The following is a 21160-nucleotide window of genomic DNA, read 5'->3' on the forward strand; positions in this document are numbered from 1 at the left end:
TCGGCTAATTTTTCTGCAAGTTCAGAGGCTCAACACCATGCGCCTTTCGAATAAACAGCTGATCTCCAAAAGTCTCACGCAGTTTTGCCATGCCACGACTCACGCTGGTTTGGGAAATCCCCAGTATTTCACCTGCTTGAGAGACGTTTCTTGTCTCAACTACCACTTTCAAAAGAGTCAGCAGATTTAAATCGAGATTTTTAATTGATTTGCTCATCCTTGATGCCTTTTAAAGTCCCACCCGTCAAACATAAAAGTATCACTTGGCAACTTTGCCAGCAACACACATGTTAGGATGTGAGACTCCATAAGAAACCGCATCAGAACCAAATAAATATTCTGATACGCTTCGTTAGACTAGCGCTTCATCTACTCGCCTTTACCAAACCGATAGACCAATCGGCCTGTCGCAACAGTTTCACTCGCTTTTGCTGAAGGACGCCCTGCATAGCGCCATTCTGCTTGTAGAGCCCAATTTGGATGAAGTGTATAGTGCAATCCTGCACCAGCATTTAACTGTAACTGTTTGGTTTTGTTATCCTCATTTTTCATGCTTTCACCAACGCCTGCCGTAACAAACGGGCGTAGTTTGGAATCACTATTAAAATAATAAAGGCCATTTGCACTGTAGCTTTCATACGTCACCGCTCGCATTGTATTTCGGTCATTTAGAGACGCTCGAGTGTAAGTTAAGTGTCCAGAGAGAGCAGGGCTAAAGTGCAAGCCTACAGTAAACGAGGCACCCGTACCTGAGTCTAGTTCCCAATAGTCAGATGGAACTACATAGCTAGCACCTGCCGAGACTCCAACGATGCTATAAGTCACAGGGTCTTCGCTGCTTTGCGAGTGGTAACTTTTTCTGGTTCTCGAGAAGCTAGGAGTCGTATCGAGTGCGTACTGCACCTCAAACCTAAATTGACGCTCAGAACCACCATTCGGCGTGTTGACGTTTTGTACCCCAACAAATCCAGTACCTGCTTTTACAATCTCTCTTCCCGCCAAATGGTTAACACCGCTCCCAAGGCTATCAACAGGGTCAAGCAAGAACAAAGATATATTTCCCAGTGACTTTGACCCCCAAACACTGCCGCCTGTCAGTCGGATTTCCTGCTCTTTATTGTAGGCCCACTCTCCATATACCCAGCCAAGGATAGGCGTAACAAAAAGATCTTGAATGGAAGGAACCTCCGCGAAGGCCTCAATGCCATACTCCCAATAGAAAGTTGACATCATTGCGGAGTATACAAATGAGTCCCACTGACGATAGCCAGATTTGCGAGCAGCTTGATAATACACCCCTCCAAAATAAGGGTGACCAATATAATTGATTAACCAGTCGTCACGGTCCCAAGTTGGGCCACTGCTAACATTATCAACCCACTTACCAAACAGATCGTCCCCACCCTTTTCCCAGTTGGTAATGGATTCCGGCATCAAAGCCAAAGCACCAGCGACACCAACACCATACGCAGCAATTGACTTTGTTTGCGACCATAGCCTAGCGCTATCTTCACCATTTTGCGGAGAGAATAGAGACACACGATAAGGGTTACTGTAAACGTGGTTGGTGTCTGTAAGCTCTTCCCATGCTGTATTGGACTTATCTGGATGGGATCTGATAGTAAAATCTGAACTCTGAGGCTGAGATATCTCTGAAAACTCGGTAAGGGATGCTTCCCAGTGTTCTACCATTTCAAATTGCTGTTGGTCGATATCTAGTGATAATGAGTCAGATAAAACAGGAGCACTTAGCATCACGGATGCGGCGAGCACGGGTCTGATTAGGATATTCATTTTGATATTTCTGCTTCTGATATATTAAATTTATGCCCATCCTTTGCGAGTTATGAAATTTGCATTCCTTAAATTTCGTCATCTAGCGTTTCTCAGTCTATGAAACGAGATATTTTGTTTAGAAGGAGTGTAAATTCGTTGCAGAAACAAATGAACGTTTATCAGAAATTCAAAATTGATGTATCAGAACACTAAGATTGCCGGAAGTGAACATCTGGCTTATTGTATGAAGGGATTAGAGCTTTGCGAGTTTAGCTTTTTGATGAGTAGACTAACCCTATCAATAACTTAAAAAACAGAGCCACGTTGCAACACTTATTTATCAGCCATGTAGTGCGGTTCAATACAGTATTGACGAATTCAGGCATAACCTTTAGCTTCACTTCAATTGCTCTGTAAATAACCACTGGTCAATGAAATCACTACCGACGCAACTTCCTATCTTTATTCAAGTAGCGAAACTTGGCAATTTTGCCAAAGCCAACACAGAACTTAGTATTTCGCTCCTGCGGTGAGCAAGGCCATCAGTAAGCTTGAGCAAGAGCTAAAACAAGGAAAAGTCATACCTTTACTTAAAGATTGTCAATAGCAAGACTGGTAGATCCAAATACGTAAAGGTTAGCGTTTACTAGTCAGGTTTGCCAGCATACTGCCACCTTTACTAACGGCGAGTAATAAACCTAAAGCGCCAGTCAGCAACCCAAAAGCCATCGGGTGCCTACCAGCAGCGACAACAATAGGTATTAAAGGGATTAATGGGCCGTGTGTACCTACAAGGTTAGCGGTGGGTAGTAGAAAGCCAGAGAAAAGAATAATGAATACAGAGGCTATGAGTAATTCATAACGCACATTTTCTAAAACAAAGCCCTCATTGAGTCCCAAAGCCCCGGCAAAGGTTGCAGCAATAGCCCCCACCATAACCACTTTACCAATGGTCGCCGCCATCGCAGGGATAGTGTCTTCTAGCTCAAATCGATAGTCTTTAAATGGTAAATTTGGACGCCAGCGTTTCGGCGCCATGACTTGCAATTCGTGTTCTAAATATTGCTCTCGGGATGAAAATTCTGATCTAGGTTTATGTTGTTGTTCATAGGTGAGTTCATCTTGGTTGGCTTGGGGGTTTTCTGTTCCTGCGTGTACGGCTTCTAAAGTACTGCTCATTGTGATTCCTTTCGTTCACACTCTATGGTGTGTTGTTCCAGCAAACGTTATTGGTTTACTGCACAAAGGTCTAGCGAGTAGTTTCTAACTACTTTCTACTACAAAGATCTGTCGGATTCTTCGTTATGAAACCCTTGATATACAGTTGCTAGTACCATATACCAAACGAAAAAAAACAAATAGTCTCAGGCAGTTAGACATTAGTCGTAGACTACAGTTACTAGTATGAACTTTACCTATTTGGATGGAACGGAATCAGGAAGTTACCAGCATATTGGTAGTCTCAGTGAAAAATAGAAAAAGCGAACCGGTCAGGGTTCGCTTCTTAGTTTCGAGCCATCAAGGTCTCACACACTAAAATTAGTTCGTGTTGGCTGCGGCGTGCTGTTCGACCATAAAGGCAAGCATTTCATCGCTTAAGCAAGATTTGCTGACGTATTGGCGCTGTTTACCTATATGAATAATGAGTCCCAACTCACTTTGTTGCAGTTGGTCGATATCACTCCAGGCAATGGTGTTATTGACCTTGCCACTTTTATACGTCACGCCTTTGGCATCAACCTTGAGCTCCACTTTACTGCCAGCACTCGAACCAATGTTCTGACGCCACACCCACCAGCCTCTTTTAAAGTAAACACTTAAAGCCTCGACAAAACTCAACACAATAAAGAACCACCCCAAATAGCCGTTAGGCAGTAACTCAAACTTAACCAACACCGAGCCAAAGAGAAGAAACAGCGCGGCTTTATAGTAAGATTTAGGGAATTCAGTTGGAGTACTGGTTTGATCGTAACACTCAGCAAAAAACGCTTTGTTGAGGGTGTATTCTGCGGTGAATTCTTGTTTATCGGGCATATGGGGCTTCTTTGGGGCTTTCTGTGAATGAGTATCCAATGCTGCGACGTCGCAACTCGGTTATTGTATATCTTCTACAGCGTTTTCTTTAGTCATTTTAAACCACGTGTGTAAATCAATGATTCCCACGGCGTCGAGCTCTTGTTAGCTACCAACTACTATGTCGTAGGACACCATGTTAGAATTTCATCACTCGAACACGACCGTGATTAGAATGAGCACATGCGAAAACTGCACTCTCCCCTAATACTCACTTCATCGGAAACACTTCTTTACTATATACCGTACTTAGAAAGTAAGGGGATACGCTGGAGAGAGATCGCTTCAGACTGTGGCTTGCCTAGTGACGATGTGATCAACGAGTCGTGGCTACCAATGAAAGAGCTAGCGCTTTTTTTAAGCCGAATCGCTCCTCTTTGTGAGGACGATATGCCCTTGATAGTGGGACAAAACATAGCGCAGCAAGTCATAGAAGGGAAATGGGGACTTATTGAAAGCGGTCTTGACTTTAAGCAAACTATTCAATCACTTATGCGTAATGAACATCGCTTCAGCCGTCAAAACACTTACTGGCTTGAGAAGGTGTCTGGTGTTTGGAGTTGGTGTCACCGAGGTTTACTTAAACCTAGTTTTCCTGGTTCAAACATTAATGAGTGGTTTCGGGTTTCCCTATTACTTCATATTTGTCGTCATTGGCTTGGAAATGACTGGAAGCCAGCGAGCTTAAGTCTAATGAGTAACAAGAATCAGGGCAGAATATACGCAGACATCCTGTTACCGGATACAGAAATTCGCTACGAACAAGCGTATTTTAGCTTAGAGCTCACTGACGTAGAAAACCTAGAACCTATGGCTAACCGAGCATTGAAGTCCAGAGACATAAGCGAAATTCTACTTTTAGCTGAGAGTTACTGCCATATACCCCACTTTACCGCAGATTGGGTCGCGAGTTTATTTGGGGTCACACCAAAAACACTCTATCGCTACTTTAAAGATCACGACACCTCTTTCTTGGAAATCAAAAAGCACGCCATTCTTAAGCGCAGTAAACAGTTACTTTTAGATACTGACGAGTCTGTAAGTAATATCGCCTATCGAATGGGATACGATAATGTTTCTAACTACAACCGCGCCATCAAAGCCATGTGTGGTTTAACACCAGCGCAATTAAGAAAAGCCAGAACTGAGTGATCCCTACATACCATTCATATTCTCGCTTTAACTCACCACCCAATCTATTGTCAATGCGACTCTACCTGTCCATCGCTTAAAACTAATGCCGCTTTCTTGTAGGCACTCCATCATTTTTCGCTGACAAAACCATCATCAAATGTCCAAAAATGACCTGTTCAATGTCCAAAAATGACCTATTTAGTTCTTTGAAGACCTCTTAACATACCCTCATCGGAAGGAGTCTTTACGCCAACATAGTTGCTGTAATTTACGCAAAAGGATTTTATATCTCTCACATCTAAAACTTAGAGAATCATAGATGACAAATACAAGATCAATCCTTGTTCTATCGTTGCTAGCAGCGTCGGCTCCAGTATTGGCGGCAGACAAAACGCCTGATCCTTCAGATCTCACTGAAACCAACACATCGGCCTATGTAGGTATGAGTAATCAAGGTGGTGTGAAAGGTTCAATCTCCGGTGATATGAAGTTCGATAACGGTCAGCAAGGCATGTTTACCCTCGAAGCTGCGATGGATAAGGATGGCAAATATACTGACAGCAGATTTCAATACTTTCATGTATTTACGACAGAAAACACAACCGTTCCAAAGATCGCCGCATCACTTGATGTTCTAGATAACGCACTGTTCACCTCTGCATCACCAGGTGTGACACTCGCTATTAACTCTGGCGTTAAAGGGTTGAATATATTTCCTCGTGCGGGTGTTCTTGGTGGCAAATTTTCGGATGAAGTAAAGTCTTTCGCTAGCCTATCTGACCAAAATGCTATTGGTGGCTCTGCCGCTCTCTATGTTTTCTATACCGCTGGTCACGACGGTACTTACTTTGGTTTGTATCCGGAATACAACTACTTATCTGGTGATGTAGACATGTCTGTTCTCAATACAAACTTTCTCATGTCTACGCCTTTCAGCAAAGACCGAACACGCTGGGGCCAAATTAAAGTCACCAACACCAACACGACGATTAAAAATAGCTTTGTCGATAAAAGCATCAACGAGACGGTCGTTTGGGCAAACTACAAATTCTATTTTTAATTCATACAGACTTGCACTGAAAAAATCCTTCGTTTCAACAATAAGCCTTATAACCCACGCACCTTAGTCTCAATTAGGTGCGAGGTTAACTGTGTGCATCAGATGACAAAAAGCAGAATTTCGATGAAAAGCAAACCAATACATCAAAGACATGACTCAACGTGCAAAACCTTCTCTAAAACCTCTGCGCTCGCGCTCGCATTGAGTTTTTCGCCAGCTTTAAGTGCGCTTGAGGTCCTTGACCGAACAGAGGTGGACATCTCAGGTAAGGTCGTTGGTGCGTTAATTGCGGATAGTGACGTATCTGGGATGGGCGTAAACAATACCCCTAATGGTCTGTATGGTCGCAATACAGACCCAAGTGTACACATCGACAGCACGCTCACTCGCTTAAATTTCGGTACCAACACCCAGTTTGAAGGAAACGAGTCGATCCGCTCGTTCATTTCATTCGATTTCAATGGTGCCAACAACGGGAACATGGAACTGCGTATGCGCGAGGCGCTCGTTGATTGGCAAATAGGCAATGGGTCACTGCTAATCGGCCAAACCTGGTCAACGCTTATGGATATGAACCGTCTTCCGGACACAGTACTTGAACCGACACTAAGCGGCGTTGTATTCACTCGCCAACCTATGATCCGTTGGTCGCAGAGCTTTGGGAATTTCCGCTACGACCTAGCACTTGAGAGTGGCTCAAACCGCGTTCAGATAGATGACAGTCACGATTTGGACACGCGTTTAGATAACACTTCCAGATTCCCTGATTTCGTCATTGGCGTGCAAAACAGCACCGATGACTATTGGGTTAGAGCGTCTGCAGTGGTGAACCACATCACAACCAAAGTCGACCAAGGTCAGTTTGCAGGCGAGTCTTTTAGCGATAACGGATGGGCCTATCAGGTTTCGGGTGGGATTAAGTTTAACCCTAAAGATCACTTCTCAATTGCTTACTACAACAGTTACGGCAATGACCGCTACGTACTCGGTGTGAATAACACGGGTCCATTGTTTGAGCCGAGCACTGGGGAATTCCACCTACGTGAATCTCAATCACTGTGGACATCTTTAGGTCATTCATGGACCGATTCCTTGAAGTCAACCTTCGCCTATGGCGTCTGGCAGGCGGAAGAAATCGAATGGCAAAGTGACACTTTCACTAAAACACAATTTGCCTTAGCCAATATCAAATGGACTGCGCGTGAAAACCTCGTTCTAGGCCTGGAGTACAACTACACCATCTATGAACGTTCAACGTCAGATGACCGCGACAATCACCGAGTGATCTTCGCCGTCGATTACACATTTTAATCAAAGATTTATAACTTCTTGCTCGTCTTCCAATGAACTCGAGTTCTAGACGAATTCACACTATTTAGGAAACTAACATGAAAACATTCAAGTCAAATAAACTGTATACCACCATAGCGCTTAGCTTGGGGCTTTCATTTTCTGCAGCATCTTTAGCAGAGAGTCAAATAAACCCTAACGGCCCAACGCTAGCTGAGCAAACGAATTTAAGTACAGCGATATCAGTGGACGATATTAATAATATCAGTCGTTTTTTTAATCAGCCGCAAAATAAGGTAAAGATTCAGTTCCCGTCAGCACAAACCGAATTCGCTTGGGTAAACATGTCAAAGTTTTACCCAACGTCACAGGTGCCACGAGATGGACAAGTGTCGGAACTCCCTTATGCAATCAATGCTGACATTAACAACGTCAAATATATGAACTATCGCTCTGAAAAAGAGATCTCCGTAGATGAGCATTTCGACACCAAACCCATTGATGCGATGGTTGTGATAAAAGACGGAAAGATTGTTTTCGAGCGATACAAAACCATGCGCCCTGAAGACAAGCACCTTTGGATGTCGGTTTCTAAGGTAACGGGCTCAACCTTACTTGCAATGCTTGAGCAAGAAGGAAAAGTCGATACTCAAAAGCCCGTCAGCCACTATCTACCTGAGTTGAAAGGCTCGGTTTGGGACACAGTAAAAGTTGAAGAGTCACTGGATATGGCATCGGGCCTCAATGGTACAGAGCACGATGAGCCGACGCCAGATTCTCGCACTAACCCAGACCAGATTTGGTTCCGCTGGGCGGCTACGGATATGGTCGGTATGGTACCAGATGTTCGTAATCGTCAAGAGTCTTGGGTTGACGTACTGAGTTCAATGGAGCGCAAAACACCTGGTCATCAAAAGTTTGAATATAACTCAATCAATACGTTTGTGATCAACCGAATTGTCGAGCATGTCACCGACAAACCGCTTTCTGAACTATTCGCAGAGCGTATTTGGAGCAAGCTAGGTACCGAGCACGATGCATACTATATCGCTAGCCCTTCAGGCAACACGCTTGGTTTTATGGGTGTGAACTCAACGCTAAGAGACCTTGCGCGCTTTGGCATGGCATTCACTCCGAGTGCTAAACAGATTGCCGGTGAGCAAATCGTCTCTGATGAGATCATGGCGAAGATCCACGACCGCAAATACATTGCCCAATACCCTGATGGCTACTTGGGCAAAAAACTGACTAAAAACTTCGCTGACGACGCTGGCAAGATCAGTAACCGCTACCAGTGGGATGCGGTCACTTCTGAAGGTGACATGTATAAAGCGGGCGTTGGTGGTCAAGGTCTTTATATTTCTCCATCAACCAATACTGTCGTAGCTTGGTTCGCGACAGGTGATGGTGAAAACCAAGAAGAATCTATGGCTCGAGCAATCGTTCAGTCAATTAACTAACATTCCCCTTCTAGCCCCGGAGCACTTGGTTTCGGGGCTAATTCCTTGAATAAGGTGACACTATGAAAGTTCTCTTGTTTTTGCTCATCGCTGTCGTTGCTGTCTTCTTAGTCAAAGAGATAGCCAGTTCCTCATCTGACGAAGCGACCACGCCTGAAGCCATGCTCCACCAAAGTACCGCCTTTTCTTTATTCAATTAACGACTCTAGTGAGCCATCATATCGTTGGAGAATACCATGTACGCTAATACCGACTTTTTGATCGACGTAATTACCATTTTAGGGATCAGCGCTTTCGCGTTGTCTGCCGTTCTTGCTGCTAGGGAAAAGAAAGCCGATCTGTTCACCGTCATCGTATTAGGCATCGTGACCGCTGTGGGTGGAGGGACAGTAAGAGATTGTATTCTGAACGTTCCAATGTTCTGGGCTGAGCATACTTACTTTATCTGGGTGGCCATTGTCAGCAGTACACTGGGGTTTTTCTTCGTCCCACTTTTAGAAAAGCGACTCGTTAACAAGGCAAACCTCTATATCGACTCTATTGCTCTCGCAATGTTCTCTATTCAAGCAACTGATAAAGCATGGAGTCTAGATTTTGGTTTGCCCATAGCCCCCATTCTAATGGGTATCATGACAGGCGTTGGCGGTGGCGTCATAAGAGATGTGCTTATACAAAGACCAAGTTTGCTGCTCAACAAAGAGCTTTATGCCACACCAGTAGCAATTGGTTGTGTTATCCATGCATCGGTGCTTTACTTTGCGCCCGCACTGTCTGATATCAGCGCGTTAGTTGCCATTGGCTTGATCATTTATCTAAGGCATTTATCTATCAGCAGGCAGTTACAAGTGCCAAGTTGGGCGGTTTTAAAATAGTGTGTCATCGACTGCGACATTTAGTCATTGCAACCCAAATCGGTTTCAGCGCAACGGCTCTAACATAGATTTCCTGCTAATCCGTTATTTTTAGCACTGGCACTTTATGATCAATAACGCCATAATCCGCCCCACTAAATTCTCTACAACCCAATCAATAAAGTAGTACCACAGCAATGACAACAAACTCGAAAGTCGTTATCGGCCTACACAACCCTAAAAGCCCAACCAATGTCGGCGCAGTCATGCGCGCAGCTGGGTGCTACGACGCGGGTGAAGTACGTTATAACGGTACACGCTATAGCCGAGCCGTTCGGTTTCAAACCGATACCCAAAACATTCATGAACGGATTGCTTTGGTGGAAAAGGAAGATCTCACCGCTGACTTGGCCGAAGATGTGAAAATCGTTTGTATTGAGTTTGCTGTAGGTGCGAGCTCTCTGCCTCACTTTGAACACCCTGAGAAAGCCATCTATGTATTTGGCCCAGAGGATGGCTCCCTGCCACAAGAACTGGTCGATAAAGCTCATCATGTGGTTTATGTGCCGACGAATGGCTGCATGAATCTCGCTGCGACGGTGAACGTGGTTTTGTATGACCGCCTAGCAAAAACTTTAGGTACGATCGATGACCACCAACAAGTCATCGCAAATCGCGACAATAAAAACCGCTTAAAAGTGAAAACGGTTTAAATCACTATTCTCGTTATAGCTGCCCTATCCTTGTTATAGATATCTCTGCGCGGCACAGTTTGCTACACTCCGCCCACTGATAAGTGAGACCCTTAAAATGATGACTGACGAAGAAAGAATTGAACTGCAACAAAACAACCCACTGCACGGGCTAAAGCTTGAAACCATGTTGCAAGAGTTGGTGGATTTTTATGGCTGGGACATTCTCGACACCGCAATGCGCTTCAACTGCTTTAATACTAAGCCGTCGATTGCGAGTAGCGTGAAATACCTTAAGAAAACGGATTGGGCGAGAGAAAAGTTAGAAAACTTCTATCTATACCGTTTTAAGCATATGCCAAGAGCAAGCGCTGAAGAATACAACATTCCACCAAGAGCACGTACCTTCCCGCACGGCCTTGAACCAAAAGAGCCAATGGCACTGACTATTGAATCGATTCTTAAATCACAAGCGAAAGCGGCGACAGCATTTAAGAAACGTTCAGGACGCGGACGTCCACCGCGTCGATAACGCATTGCTAAATGTCCGAAAAAAGCCTTACTTCACTGTTAAGTAAGGCTTTTTGTGTTTTGATAGAAGCGGTAGATTAGAAAGCGGGCTAGCTACCCACCACTCGCTTCATTCTATTGACTGCGCTTTTTCTTCTTTTTGCCAGTACCCGCAGGTTTCGCTCGTGGCTTCATTGGCGCAAAGTACGCTTCACTTTGATCGTCTTCGACTTCAAATCCTGCGACTTGCTCCCTTTCTAGGCGCAGCTTGTTTTTCTTCTCAATCACTTTGAAGTGATGATAGTCATCATAATCAATCAGCGATAAGCCCAAACCTACCTCACCAGCACGGCCGCTTCGGCCGATACGGTGCATATAGTCAGCAGGGCTGCGTGGAAGATCAAAGTTAATCACCACAGGCAGTTTTTCGATATCTAGACCACGTGCAGCAATATCGGTTGCAATGAGCACTTGGATTTCACCCGATTTGAAGCCTTCCAACACGCGAGTACGCGCACCTTGCCCTTTGTCTCCGTGGAAAACCTCTGCAGTGATACCGCGTTTTGATAACTTTTGAGCCAAGTGGTTACAGGCATTTTTCGCATTCACGAAAATCAGTGTCTGACGCCATTGGTGCTGCTTAATCAAATGCGCCAGTACCGCCGTCTTTTGGCCTTTGTTCACGCTGAATACGCGTTGTACCAAGGTACTGGCTTCAGCGCTTTGCAACTGAACTTCAATCGGGTCGTTCAATAGACCTTGTGCCAGGGTGGTCACTTTTTCAGGGAAAGTCGCAGAGAACAGCAGTGTCTGCTTTTGCTCTGGCAGCAGTGCTAAGATCTTGTTGAGCTCTTCGGTAAACCCCAGGCTTAGCATTCTATCCGCTTCATCCAGAACCAGTGTTTTTACTTGGTCTAACTTAATCGCATTGCTGGAAACCAGATCCAGAAGACGACCTGGCGTTGCCACAATCACATCCGCACCACCACGAAGTGCCAGCATTTGAGGATTCACCGATACACCACCGAACACAGCTACCGTTTTGATCTTGTCTCTAAGATGATAAGAGTAAGATTTCACATTGTAAGCCACCTGTGAGGCCAGTTCGCGCGTTGGCACCAAAATCAGATGCGACACATAGTTGCCTCGACGACTCGCTGAGCTCTCTTGTTGATACACCTTTTGAAGGATCGGCAACGCAAAAGCGGCCGTTTTACCAGAACCAGTATTAGCACCACCAATAATATCTCTCCCTTCAAGTACATGAGGAATAGTATGAGATTGAATTGGGGTCGGTTGGCTGTACTCTAACGCTTCTAGGCGCTCGACTAAGGTTGGAATCAAACCAAGTTCGGCAAATGTCGTTTGCTGTGTGTTATCTGTCATTACGATGAATGGCTCAGTGCTGGGTAAAGGGCGTGTATAGTATGCTATTTGCCGCCAAGATGTTAGCAATATTCCGTTCTCAGCCTAAAACCAAAAAGCTCTCGCGGATGCGAGAGCTTTATTTTGGAGAGAACAGGCTTACAAATGTTTGAGCGAAACCCCCTCGCGATTAAACAGGTGGATCTTCTCTGGCTCTGCTTTCAAATAAATTTCTTCGCCCTTGTGGAAATCCAATATGCCAGGAAGCTTGGCCACGACGGCTTCTTCATGCCCTTCTACTTTGACGTGAAGTAACGTAACTTCACCCAACGACTCGACAAACAGCACCTTACCCGACATCAATGCATCCGAAGGCTCGGCAACGAGAAAATCTTCAGGACGAATACCAAGTTGCAGCTCGGTGCCTGCTAGAGACTCCTCGGAGCGTACAGGCACTTCAATGTTAAGACCGCTTTCTGCGGTCACCAGTGACGTTTCACCCGCTTTCTCCATTCGTGCTTTGCTGATGTTCATTGCTGGAGAGCCGATGAACTGCGCAACAAAAACATTGGCGGGGTCGGTATAGAGCTCTAGCGGCGTCCCCACTTGCTCTATACGACCAGCAGAGAGCACAACAATTCGGTCTGCTAATGTCATGGCTTCAACCTGATCGTGTGTTACATAGATCATGGTTGTCTCAGTCAGCGCTTCTTTAAGGTTGGCAATTTCGATTCGAGTTTGAACACGCAGCGCAGCGTCTAAGTTAGATAATGGCTCATCAAACAAGAACACCTTTGGTTGCCTTACGATTGCTCGGCCAATCGCCACACGCTGCCTTTGACCACCAGAGAGCGCTTTTGGCAAACGATCCAAATAAGGTTCAAGCTGGAGCATTCGCGCCGCTTCCATCACTCGTTCGTGAATGGCGTCCTTTGACTCTTTCGCAATACGCATTGCAAACGCCATATTGTCGTACACGGTCATATGTGGATATAGCGCATAGGTTTGGAACACCATGGCAATACCGCGCATCGCAGCAGGCAGTTCATTCACTCTGGCGCCTTCGATACACACTTCTCCAGAAGTAATATCTTCAAGCCCTGCAATCATTCGCAATAGTGTCGATTTGCCGCAGCCCGATGGGCCAACGAACACGATAAACTCCCCTTGCTTAATATCGAGGTCAATCCCTTGCAGCACCTGAGTTTCACCGTATGATTTTTTGACGTTTGTTAAAGATAATCCTGTCATTTCACTCATCTCTTCTTAGAATCAGTCACATCGTTGAATCAGGTACTGTTTATTTAACAGAACCAGAAAGTAGCCCACGAACTAAATATCGTTGCAGCACAAAGAACACACATAACGGCACCGCGATTGAAACGAACGCCGACGCAGTCAAAATCTCCCAATTGCCACCTCGCGATCCCAATAGCTCACGTAATCGTGCCGTCAGTACCATATGCTCTTCTCCTGTACCTAAGAACACCGTAGCCACGAGCAAGTCATTCCAAACCCATAGAAACTGGAAAATGGCGAACGACGCTAAGGCGGGAAACGACAGTGGTAGAACGATTCGCATGAAGATCTCAAAGTCCGTTGCACCATCAACCTTGGCCGATTCAATGATTTCTCGAGGTAGGCTGGAGATATAATTGCGCAGCAAGTAAATCGCCAACGGCAAACCAAAGCCGGTGTGCGCAAGCCATATTCCCAGGTAGGTTTTCGCCCCCACGCCAAAGAAGGCACCGATATCGTTGTAGAGCCTAAGCAGAGGGATTAATGACATCTGCAATGGCACCACGAGTAGGCCGACGACCATCGCGATCAATAGATTTCGGCCCGGCATCTTCATCCACGACAAAGCGTAAGCCGCATAGGCTGCAATGAGGATCGGTATAATGGTGGCAGGTATGGTGACCGTCAGTGAATTAATAAACGAACGCCCTATCCCTTCAGCCGTTAATACCTCACGGTAGTTGTCTAAACCAAACTTTGGCGGCACAACCGCAGTGTAAAAAATGCGTTTGCCGCGTTTACCAGTAAAAGGCTCTGGCGAGGTCATCTTGTAGTGACCATCGTCGCTAACTGTCAGTTTTGCACCTTTACGCATCTCTGCGACTTCGCCTGGCAAAAACTTAGTCGGCTCTCGAGACGAAAAACCAAACGCCATGATCTCTGTCGGTGCGTCGTTTACCAGTAACTGCCCCGACAGCACATATACATCCCCTGACTTTACTTGCGTATCCGGATTATCCGTACGAGCCACTAGATTTTGCTCTGATGCCGTAAGTGACGTCCACCAGCCTGATAGCGCTAACTGGTCTTTATCTCTAAAGGACGAAATAAGCAGACCCGCGGTCGGTAGCGTCCATAAGATGACGATGAGCAATACAGATAAATGCACCAGAATCGTCAACGGCGAGCGACGAAGTCGGCTGATACTAAACTTAGCGTTTTGTGGCTCTGTTGATGAAGGCGTTGCAACTTTAGTCGTCATTATCGATCCTCCATCTGCGCACTGGCTTGACGCATGTTCCAAACCATAACGGGAATCACCGCGACCATGATGATTACGGCAATCGCCGCACCACGCCCAAAGTCACCGCCGCCTCTAAACATCCAGTCAAACATCATGTTGGCAAGCACTTGAGTGCTCCATTGACCATTTGTCATTGCTAGCACAATATCGAAAACCTTAAGTACTAAGATGGTGATCGTCGTCCATACTACGGCGATGGTTCCCCATATTTGCGGGATCAAAATCTTGAAGAAGATCTGCACACCATTTGCACCATCAAGAATGGCGGCTTCCACCGTTTCCTCTGGCACACCTCTAAGTGCTGCAGCAAGAATCACCATTGCAAAGCCAGTCTGAATCCAAATCAGGATCACCATTAAAAAAAAGTTGTTCCAAAAAGGAATGGTTATCCAGGCCTGTGCGGTTCCGCCAAATGCTTCGACAATCGCATTGAGGATGCCGATTTGCTCTGAGCCGGGTGCGCGATAGTCATAGACGAACTTCCAAATGATCGATGCACCAATAAAGGAGATTGCCATCGGCATGAAGACCAGACTTTTAGCGATATTTCCCCAACTCACTCTGTCGGTAAGCGCGGCGATGACCAGACCGAAAAACGTTGATGCGGCCGGTACCACAAGCAACCACAGCAAGTTATTGAACAGAGACTCTCTAAACTCAGGATCCTTAAACAGCCAGGTGTAATTGCTCACGCCAACGAATTGATCGCCATTTCGGTCATGCAGCGATAGATACAAAGACTCAAAAACCGGATAGATAAGATAAAGCACTAAGAAAGCCAGTGCAGGGCCTAAGAATAACCACGGGCGAATCGCCGCAGCGCGTCTTAGGTTCTTGGCCATGGTTTGATTGGAAACATGTCTGGTTGGAAAAATAACGGTGAGCAGGAAGTTGCTACCAACAAAATAGACAACGCAGCTAGCGACGCCCAACACCATGATAAATAGAGAGGAATAAAGCTGTTCCATCACTACCTCGCTCAATAAATGCCTAACAAAGGTGTGAAATGTGAACATCGATAGACGCTGTAATTACGGCGCCTATCGACATCACGTTAAAGGGCCTTATTACTTAAGTGCATCCCATGTTTTTTGGATATCGTTAGCCACATCTTCGGCTGATTTACCACCACTGTAGTCGACCATTCCTGTCCAGAATGCACCTGCACCAATCTTACCGGGCATCAAATCAGAACCATCGAAGCGGAACGTCGTCGCATCAAGTAGAATCTCACCTTGCTTCTTAAGCGTATCGTTACCATAAGCATCGATGTTGACACCTTTATGTGGGGTTAAGAATCCCGACTGTGCCATCCAAATTTCGTGGGCAATTGGAGACTGTAGGAAAGCCATAAACGCTCTCGCTGCTTTTGAATCTTTGGTAATGCTCCACATGGTGCCCGCGCCCAATACCGGTTTACCTAGATCTTTTGACTCATAAGCCGGGAAGTAGAAGAAATCGACATCCGTGCCGAGCTCAGTGCCTTCAGGGAAGAAGCTTGGAATAAATGAAGCTTGACGATGCAGATAACACTTAGCAGGCGACGTAAACAGGCCTTTTGGCGAGTCTCGGAAATCTGTCGCTGCAACAGCGCGTGCACCACCATCCACAAACTTATCGTTACGTGCAAACCAACCGAATTCTTCAATCGCGCCAACGACTTTCGGATCATTGAACTTAAGCTCGTTTGTCGTCCACTTGTCATAATCAGATGGCGATTGAGTGCGAAGCATCATATCTTCTACCCAATCCGTTGCAGGCCAGCCCGTTGCACCGCCCGAACCGAGTCCGATACACCAAGGTGTTTCGCCATCTTCCACGATTTGCTCAGTCAACGCTTTCAGCTCTTCCATCGTTTGTGGCACTTCATAACCCACATCTTCAAAGTTCTCTGGGACGTACCAAACCAACGACTTCAAATCGACCTTATAGAAAAATCCATACAAGTGATCTTTACCGTCTTTATCTGCAAACGTGCCCAGATCGACCAAGATGAGCCAGCAGCATAGTTATCATTTATCCATTCCCCCATCTTTGGATCCAGCGGGGTAAGAAAACCTTTTGAGGCTAAATCCGCAGCCAGTCCAGGCTGTGGGAAGATGGCAATGTTTGGAGCACTCCCCGCTTGAACATCGATGGCAATTTGCTGCTCAAAGGAATCGGAACCTGAGTAGTTCACCTTAGCGCCGGTTGCGGCTTCAAAATAAGCAATGACGCTTTCAACAAGCTCTTTATCTTCGGTTAGCCAAGGGCCAAAAATGGTGACAGTTTCACCTTTTAGATCCATGTTTTTGAGCGCTTCGTAGCTTTGCCAGTTGAAACGGGCATCTTCGCCTGGTGCGAATTTTAGATCAGCAGCAAAAACAGCAGAGGTAGAAAGGGTTACAGCGATGGCACTAGCAAGTAGGGAGGTTTTCATCAGCAAGACTCCATGTATTGAGATACTTTTTATTTGTCTTTAATGTCCTTGGCTTTTCGGATTACTGCACATACAACTAAACAACTTAATCGGTTAAGCCAGTAATAACTACCTTAAAACCTTATTGACAATTCGACCACTTTCTAACCAGTTCTTGTGCCATCGATCATGTTTTATGAACTCAAGCTTTCAATAGGATGACAAAGATCAAACTATTCAGTGCGGCTAAAAAACTCACACTTCCAATCCTTCTTAATCGTTTTAGAATTAGTAAAAATCGTTCGTCACTATTGACCAAATAGCTATTAGGGATTGCTATGCAGCGCAAGAAGCCCACTCTCAAAACGATAGCAGCGCATCTGGGTGTCTCAACGGCGACTGTCTCAAATGCCTTCAATCGTCCCAGCCAACTTTCTAAGGGACTGAGAGAGAACATACTGCAAGAGTGTGAAAAGCTTGGTTACACAGGTCCAAGCAGCACAGCACGTAGCTTACGCACGGGAAAAACGGGTGTGATTGGCGTGTTGCTGGCGGATAACTTGGCATACAACTTCACTGACCCTGTAGCGACCGAATTTTTAGCCGGCGTCTCAAAAGCGTTGGACGAAGCGCATGTGAATATGTTGCTGCTTCCTCCTAGCAAAGAGAACTACCAAAACACTCAAGTTGAGACGATTCCCGATAGCTTTATCGTCTACGGCAAGCCTGTAGATACCAGCATTGTTGATCTGATCTTGAGGCAGCATAAGCCTGTCGTCGCGGTCGATTTTTCAATACCGGATATTCCATCTATCAATATTGATAACCACAAGGCGAGTTACGATATTGCCAAACACGCCATTCACAGCCCAAGTGACAATGTGTTGATTTTGGGGCTCAGACTAGAGCCGTCGACATCCCTGTCACTGGCCAACCTTGACAACCTTTACTCCAGTGAAGAATCGGTTTCACGCTGTCGCTTTGAAGGCTACAAGCGAGCGTTAGAAGAAAATCATATCGCACTGCCGAATGAGAACATTTGGCAAATCCATGACTTGGAAGAATCCAGTCTAAAAACCATGCTACGAGGCACACTAACGGCGCCAAAAAAAAGTCGACGTTCTGCTTTGCATGAGTGACAAAATCGCCCTCGCCGCGCTCGCGGTATCACAAGAGCTTAACCTATCGACTCGAATTGTTGGCTTCGACGGCATTCCACAAGCCGCCGAATCCGGACTAACAACCGTTCAACAACCCATTGCAAAAAAAGGCCAAATCGCTGCGCAGATGGCGCTTGGCCAACTACCCTACGAATCTATTCAGCTGGAAACGGAGCTTATTATTCGCAGCAGCAGTTAGAACTTACCTCACTTGCTAAGGAGAACACTTCCATGAGTACGGAACAACTGGAGCAACGTTGGTGGCATGACGCCGTGGTTTATCAAATCTATCCGAGAAGTTTCAATGACGCCAATGGCGACGGTATCGGAGACATTCCCGGCATTATCGAGAAGCTAGACTATATCCAAGGATTAGGCGTCAACGTGATTTGGCTGAGTCCTGTATACAAGTCGCCCATGGATGACAACGGCTACGACATCTCGGGTTATAGAGAGATTGCCCCAGAGTTTGGCACCATGGCCGACATGGAAACACTTTTAAAAGAGGCCGATAAACGAGGTATAAAGATTGTCATGGACTTAGTGGTCAATCATACCTCTGATGAACACCCTTGGTTCGTTGAATCCAAAAGCAGCAAAGATAATCCAAAACGCGACTGGTACATCTGGAAAGATCCTAAAGAGGATGGCAGCGAGCCCAACAATTGGGAGTCCTTCTTCAAGCCCAAGGCATGGACTTTAGATGAAGCAACCGGTCAATATTACCTGCACCTCTTTAGTAACAAACAGCCAGACTTAAACTGGGCAAACCCGGAAGTCAGAGAAGCTATCTACGACATGATGCACTTCTGGCTCAAAAAAGGCTTGGGTGGCTTTCGAATGGACGTCATCAACATGATTGGCAAGCCATCTGATTTTCCAGACGCCACTATTTTTGATTCTGGTGTTGCCGGTTGGGAGCATTGGTCAAACAACCTATTGGCTCACCAATACCTTAGAGAAATGCATGAGAAGGTACTGAAGCATTACGACGTACTTACCGTTGGCGAAACACCATTCACTACCACACTCGATGGCCGCTACTATTCCCATCCAGCTCGCAATGAAATCAGCATGATCTTTCAGTTCGAACACGTCAGCATAGACCGTGAAGAGCACAACGCGGTGAAAAAGGACTTTGATCTGGTTCAGTACAAGGAGATCATGTCTCGCTGGCAAGAAGATTTATATCAGAAGGGCTGGAATAGCCTCTACTGGAGCAATCACGACCAGCCTAGAACCGTATCTCGCTATGGTTCAGATTCACCTGAGTATCGAGTAATCAGCGCAAAAATGCTCGGCACTGTTCTCCATATGATGAGTGGTACTCCGTATATCTATCAGGGTGAAGAAATCGGGATGACCAACAAACACTTCAACAACATTGAAGAGTTTAACGACTTAATGGCGAAGTTCCATTACCAAAAAATGTTGCAGCGCGGTATATCCAATGAGGACGCCATCGCCTTTCTGAACGATTTTTCTCGTGATCACGCTCGAGTACCCGTTCAATGGGATAGTAGCGAACATGCAGGCTTCACAACCGGTACACCTTGGCTGCCTGTGAACGAGAACTACGTCGATATCAATGCAGAGCAAGCCGTAAATGATGAATCGTCAATCTATCACCATTACCGCCAGCTCATCGCCCTACGTAAAAGCGACGAGTTTGGCAAAGTGATTGTGTACGGCGACCACACGTTACTCGACCCTCTAGATAGCGAAGTGTACGCCTACATTCGCTCAATCGATGGCAAATCGCTACTCACTATCGCGAACTTCACCCCTCAAACCGTTCAGAGAACTTACCCTCACAGTGTCAAACAAATGGTGATCAACAATTACCCTGGCGCATTAAGCTCAATGCACAATATAGAGCTCAAGCCGTATCAAGCGTTTGTGGTTGAGATTTAGTCTCTACACATCACATAACGAATAAGCGAACCACGTATGGTTCGCTTTTTTCATCGGCGCGAGCTCACCTTTTTTAGTCATGCATTTACGCCGATACCACATCAATATGTATTCACTCTCATAATTTATAGAAAAAACTCCTCCTCCAATCGCTATATTAAAAACCGTCCTCTCAATAGATTTCCCACCAATTTCTTACACTTTCCTCTGTTAATCACAAAAGAGGAAATAACATGTCTGATTTTTATATCATTGATACACAGCACGCTCACTTGCCATCTATTGTCGATAATAAGGAGGCTCTATTGCGTGAAGTGCATAATTATATTGAAACGACTGGTGAACGAGAAATATTTGAGATTATTATCAATAAAAGGAGTGAACAGCTTGCTAATTCTGAGCTATCTTCTTGTTCTAGTGGGAATTTAGATAGCCAATATCAATCTGAAAACATGGTAACACTAATAACGAACACTGAGTTATTTGGTGTGCCAAATTTCTATCGCTATATTGAACAGCAATCTCAGTCACTGTTTGGCGGTCTACTGCCATTTTGGGCTGAATATCAACGCTTCATACTCATGCTAGACGCTCAGCAGGTTGAGAAAATAGTGCTCAATGAAGAACTGAAAGTCTTAGCCAAGGCCGAATTAGAAAACGGATTTCACGCTGAGCTTGTGAAGAACATAGAGGCAGACTGCAGGAAATTTCTGACACACTTCTCCGATCAACCTCTAAGACTCTCCAACGCCAATGCTCTAATGAACTTGGAAACCTTCGTGAAGCAGCAGCACTGGTATGAAATGCTATCTGAGCTGGATTTATCCGCTCGAGGTGAGCATTTTATTCTTTACCAGATCGATGAACATGGTAGAAAGACCTTACTCTCATCTGCAAAGATCCAGCGCTGGAACAAAAAAGACGACTGGTTAGCG

Annotated in this window: 21 protein-coding genes and 1 pseudogene; 12 read left to right on the forward strand and 10 right to left on the reverse strand. The window is 45.5% G+C overall.

Translation table 11 applies throughout. From position 1 onward, the window contains the following. Window positions 1–4: 4 nt before the first annotated feature. The 4 genes and pseudogenes from TZ48_RS25405 to TZ48_RS18405 all read right to left on the reverse strand — a co-directional run bounded on the left by TZ48_RS25405 (window position 5) and on the right by TZ48_RS18405 (window position 3810). Window positions 5–217 carry a helix-turn-helix domain-containing protein gene (locus TZ48_RS25405; RefSeq protein WP_239670959.1) on the reverse strand — a complete coding sequence of 71 codons (213 nt, stop codon included), beginning with the start codon at window positions 215–217 and terminating at the stop codon, window positions 5–7. 152 nt (window positions 218–369) lie between these two features. Beyond that, window positions 370–1794 carry a DUF3943 domain-containing protein gene (locus tag TZ48_RS18395; RefSeq protein ID WP_162674648.1) on the reverse strand — a complete coding sequence of 475 codons (1425 nt, stop codon included), beginning with the start codon at window positions 1792–1794 and terminating at the stop codon, window positions 370–372. A gap of 624 nt (window positions 1795–2418) precedes the next feature. Beyond that, window positions 2419–2955 (reverse strand): annotated as a pseudogene (locus tag TZ48_RS18400) (DUF3360 family protein); the annotation flags it as partial. 360 nt (window positions 2956–3315) lie between these two features. Continuing rightward, window positions 3316–3810, reverse strand: a complete 495-nt coding sequence (locus TZ48_RS18405) for a YcxB family protein (protein ID WP_112480208.1) — start codon at window positions 3808–3810, stop codon at window positions 3316–3318. A gap of 222 nt (window positions 3811–4032) precedes the next feature. Between TZ48_RS18405 and TZ48_RS18410 the strand changes: the two genes are divergently transcribed. The 8 genes from TZ48_RS18410 (at window position 4033) to TZ48_RS18440 (ending at window position 10868) form a co-directional block, all read left to right on the forward strand. Continuing rightward, the gene (locus TZ48_RS18410; protein ID WP_112480209.1) at window positions 4033–5001 is read left to right on the forward strand and encodes a helix-turn-helix domain-containing protein; all 969 of its coding nucleotides are present in this window, start codon (window positions 4033–4035) and stop codon (window positions 4999–5001) included. A gap of 301 nt (window positions 5002–5302) precedes the next feature. Beyond that, complete coding sequence (locus tag TZ48_RS18415; protein ID WP_112480210.1) at window positions 5303–6043, forward strand: hypothetical protein; 741 nt, start codon at window positions 5303–5305, stop codon at window positions 6041–6043. Between the two features lie 123 nt (window positions 6044–6166). Beyond that, on the forward strand, window positions 6167–7354 hold the full coding sequence (locus tag TZ48_RS18420) for a DcaP family trimeric outer membrane transporter (RefSeq protein WP_112480211.1): 1188 nt from the start codon (window positions 6167–6169) through the stop codon (window positions 7352–7354). Between the two features lie 77 nt (window positions 7355–7431). Next, window positions 7432–8793: a serine hydrolase domain-containing protein gene (locus TZ48_RS18425; protein WP_112480212.1), complete on the forward strand. Its 1362-nt coding sequence runs from the start codon at window positions 7432–7434 to the stop codon at window positions 8791–8793. A gap of 62 nt (window positions 8794–8855) precedes the next feature. Beyond that, window positions 8856–8993, forward strand: coding sequence for a hypothetical protein (locus tag TZ48_RS24470; protein WP_162674649.1), 138 nt, complete (start codon window positions 8856–8858; stop codon window positions 8991–8993). A 36-nt stretch (window positions 8994–9029) separates the two neighbouring features. After that, window positions 9030–9665 (forward strand): trimeric intracellular cation channel family protein, encoded by a 636-nt coding sequence (locus TZ48_RS18430; RefSeq protein ID WP_112480213.1) that lies wholly within the window; start codon window positions 9030–9032, stop codon window positions 9663–9665. A 176-nt stretch (window positions 9666–9841) separates the two neighbouring features. Then, on the forward strand, window positions 9842–10357 hold the full coding sequence (locus TZ48_RS18435) for an RNA methyltransferase (RefSeq protein WP_112480214.1): 516 nt from the start codon (window positions 9842–9844) through the stop codon (window positions 10355–10357). 97 nt (window positions 10358–10454) lie between these two features. After that, the gene (locus TZ48_RS18440; RefSeq protein WP_162674650.1) at window positions 10455–10868 is read left to right on the forward strand and encodes a VF530 family protein; all 414 of its coding nucleotides are present in this window, start codon (window positions 10455–10457) and stop codon (window positions 10866–10868) included. A 113-nt stretch (window positions 10869–10981) separates the two neighbouring features. Here the strand turns inward: TZ48_RS18440 and TZ48_RS18445 are convergent, their stop codons facing one another. The 6 genes from TZ48_RS18445 to TZ48_RS25410 form a co-directional block, all read right to left on the reverse strand. After that, complete coding sequence (locus TZ48_RS18445; protein ID WP_112480215.1) at window positions 10982–12232, reverse strand: DEAD/DEAH box helicase; 1251 nt, start codon at window positions 12230–12232, stop codon at window positions 10982–10984. Between the two features lie 138 nt (window positions 12233–12370). After that, complete coding sequence (locus tag TZ48_RS18450) at window positions 12371–13462, reverse strand: ABC transporter ATP-binding protein (protein ID WP_112480220.1); 1092 nt, start codon at window positions 13460–13462, stop codon at window positions 12371–12373. 49 nt (window positions 13463–13511) lie between these two features. After that, complete coding sequence (locus TZ48_RS18455; protein ID WP_112480216.1) at window positions 13512–14711, reverse strand: carbohydrate ABC transporter permease; 1200 nt, start codon at window positions 14709–14711, stop codon at window positions 13512–13514. Then, a complete protein-coding gene (locus TZ48_RS18460) occupies window positions 14711–15721 on the reverse strand; it encodes a carbohydrate ABC transporter permease (RefSeq protein ID WP_112480217.1) in 1011 nt (336 codons plus the stop codon). Before TZ48_RS18460 ends, TZ48_RS18455 begins: the two co-directional genes overlap by 1 nt. A 99-nt stretch (window positions 15722–15820) precedes the next feature. Next, a complete protein-coding gene (locus tag TZ48_RS18465) occupies window positions 15821–16744 on the reverse strand; it encodes an ABC transporter substrate-binding protein (RefSeq protein WP_239670960.1) in 924 nt (307 codons plus the stop codon). Next, on the reverse strand, window positions 16669–17172 hold the full coding sequence (locus TZ48_RS25410; protein ID WP_239670961.1) for an extracellular solute-binding protein: 504 nt from the start codon (window positions 17170–17172) through the stop codon (window positions 16669–16671). Before TZ48_RS25410 ends, TZ48_RS18465 begins: the two co-directional genes overlap by 76 nt. A 317-nt stretch (window positions 17173–17489) precedes the next feature. On the opposite strand from TZ48_RS25410, the gene TZ48_RS18470 reads away from it, so the two are divergent. From TZ48_RS18470 to TZ48_RS18480, 4 genes are all read left to right on the forward strand, one after another. Next, complete coding sequence (locus TZ48_RS18470) at window positions 17490–18290, forward strand: LacI family DNA-binding transcriptional regulator (protein ID WP_239670962.1); 801 nt, start codon at window positions 17490–17492, stop codon at window positions 18288–18290. After that, window positions 18283–18510, forward strand: coding sequence for a substrate-binding domain-containing protein (locus TZ48_RS25415; protein ID WP_239670963.1), 228 nt, complete (start codon window positions 18283–18285; stop codon window positions 18508–18510). Before TZ48_RS18470 ends, TZ48_RS25415 begins: the two co-directional genes overlap by 8 nt. Window positions 18511–18542: 32 nt before the next feature. Beyond that, window positions 18543–20225, forward strand: coding sequence for a glycoside hydrolase family 13 protein (locus TZ48_RS18475; RefSeq protein ID WP_112480218.1), 1683 nt, complete (start codon window positions 18543–18545; stop codon window positions 20223–20225). Window positions 20226–20458: 233 nt separating this feature from the next. After that, window positions 20459–21160: acyl-homoserine-lactone synthase (locus TZ48_RS18480; RefSeq protein WP_239670964.1), on the forward strand; the 702-nt coding region annotated here is incomplete at its 3' end.

This window comes from Vibrio variabilis (assembly GCF_003263785.1).
Lineage (GTDB): Bacteria > Pseudomonadota > Gammaproteobacteria > Enterobacterales > Vibrionaceae > Vibrio > Vibrio variabilis.

Coding starts and splice junctions, on each gene's coding strand:
- TZ48_RS25405 (WP_239670959.1), bottom strand. CDS start 217: ATGAGCAAATCAATTAAAAATCTCGATTTAAATCTGCTGACTCTTTTG.
- TZ48_RS18395 (WP_162674648.1), bottom strand. CDS start 1,794: ATGAATATCCTAATCAGACCCGTGCTCGCCGCATCCGTGATGCTAAGT.
- TZ48_RS18405 (WP_112480208.1), bottom strand. CDS start 3,810: ATGCCCGATAAACAAGAATTCACCGCAGAATACACCCTCAACAAAGCG.
- TZ48_RS18410 (WP_112480209.1), top strand. CDS start 4,033: ATGCGAAAACTGCACTCTCCCCTAATACTCACTTCATCGGAAACACTT.
- TZ48_RS18415 (WP_112480210.1), top strand. CDS start 5,303: ATGACAAATACAAGATCAATCCTTGTTCTATCGTTGCTAGCAGCGTCG.
- TZ48_RS18420 (WP_112480211.1), top strand. CDS start 6,167: ATGAAAAGCAAACCAATACATCAAAGACATGACTCAACGTGCAAAACC.
- TZ48_RS18425 (WP_112480212.1), top strand. CDS start 7,432: ATGAAAACATTCAAGTCAAATAAACTGTATACCACCATAGCGCTTAGC.
- TZ48_RS24470 (WP_162674649.1), top strand. CDS start 8,856: ATGAAAGTTCTCTTGTTTTTGCTCATCGCTGTCGTTGCTGTCTTCTTA.
- TZ48_RS18430 (WP_112480213.1), top strand. CDS start 9,030: ATGTACGCTAATACCGACTTTTTGATCGACGTAATTACCATTTTAGGG.
- TZ48_RS18435 (WP_112480214.1), top strand. CDS start 9,842: ATGACAACAAACTCGAAAGTCGTTATCGGCCTACACAACCCTAAAAGC.
- TZ48_RS18440 (WP_162674650.1), top strand. CDS start 10,455: ATGATGACTGACGAAGAAAGAATTGAACTGCAACAAAACAACCCACTG.
- TZ48_RS18445 (WP_112480215.1), bottom strand. CDS start 12,232: ATGACAGATAACACACAGCAAACGACATTTGCCGAACTTGGTTTGATT.
- TZ48_RS18450 (WP_112480220.1), bottom strand. CDS start 13,462: ATGACAGGATTATCTTTAACAAACGTCAAAAAATCATACGGTGAAACT.
- TZ48_RS18455 (WP_112480216.1), bottom strand. CDS start 14,711: ATGACGACTAAAGTTGCAACGCCTTCATCAACAGAGCCACAAAACGCT.
- TZ48_RS18460 (WP_112480217.1), bottom strand. CDS start 15,721: ATGGAACAGCTTTATTCCTCTCTATTTATCATGGTGTTGGGCGTCGCT.
- TZ48_RS25410 (WP_239670961.1), bottom strand. CDS start 17,172: ATGAAAACCTCCCTACTTGCTAGTGCCATCGCTGTAACCCTTTCTACC.
- TZ48_RS18470 (WP_239670962.1), top strand. CDS start 17,490: ATGCAGCGCAAGAAGCCCACTCTCAAAACGATAGCAGCGCATCTGGGT.
- TZ48_RS25415 (WP_239670963.1), top strand. CDS start 18,283: ATGAGTGACAAAATCGCCCTCGCCGCGCTCGCGGTATCACAAGAGCTT.
- TZ48_RS18475 (WP_112480218.1), top strand. CDS start 18,543: ATGAGTACGGAACAACTGGAGCAACGTTGGTGGCATGACGCCGTGGTT.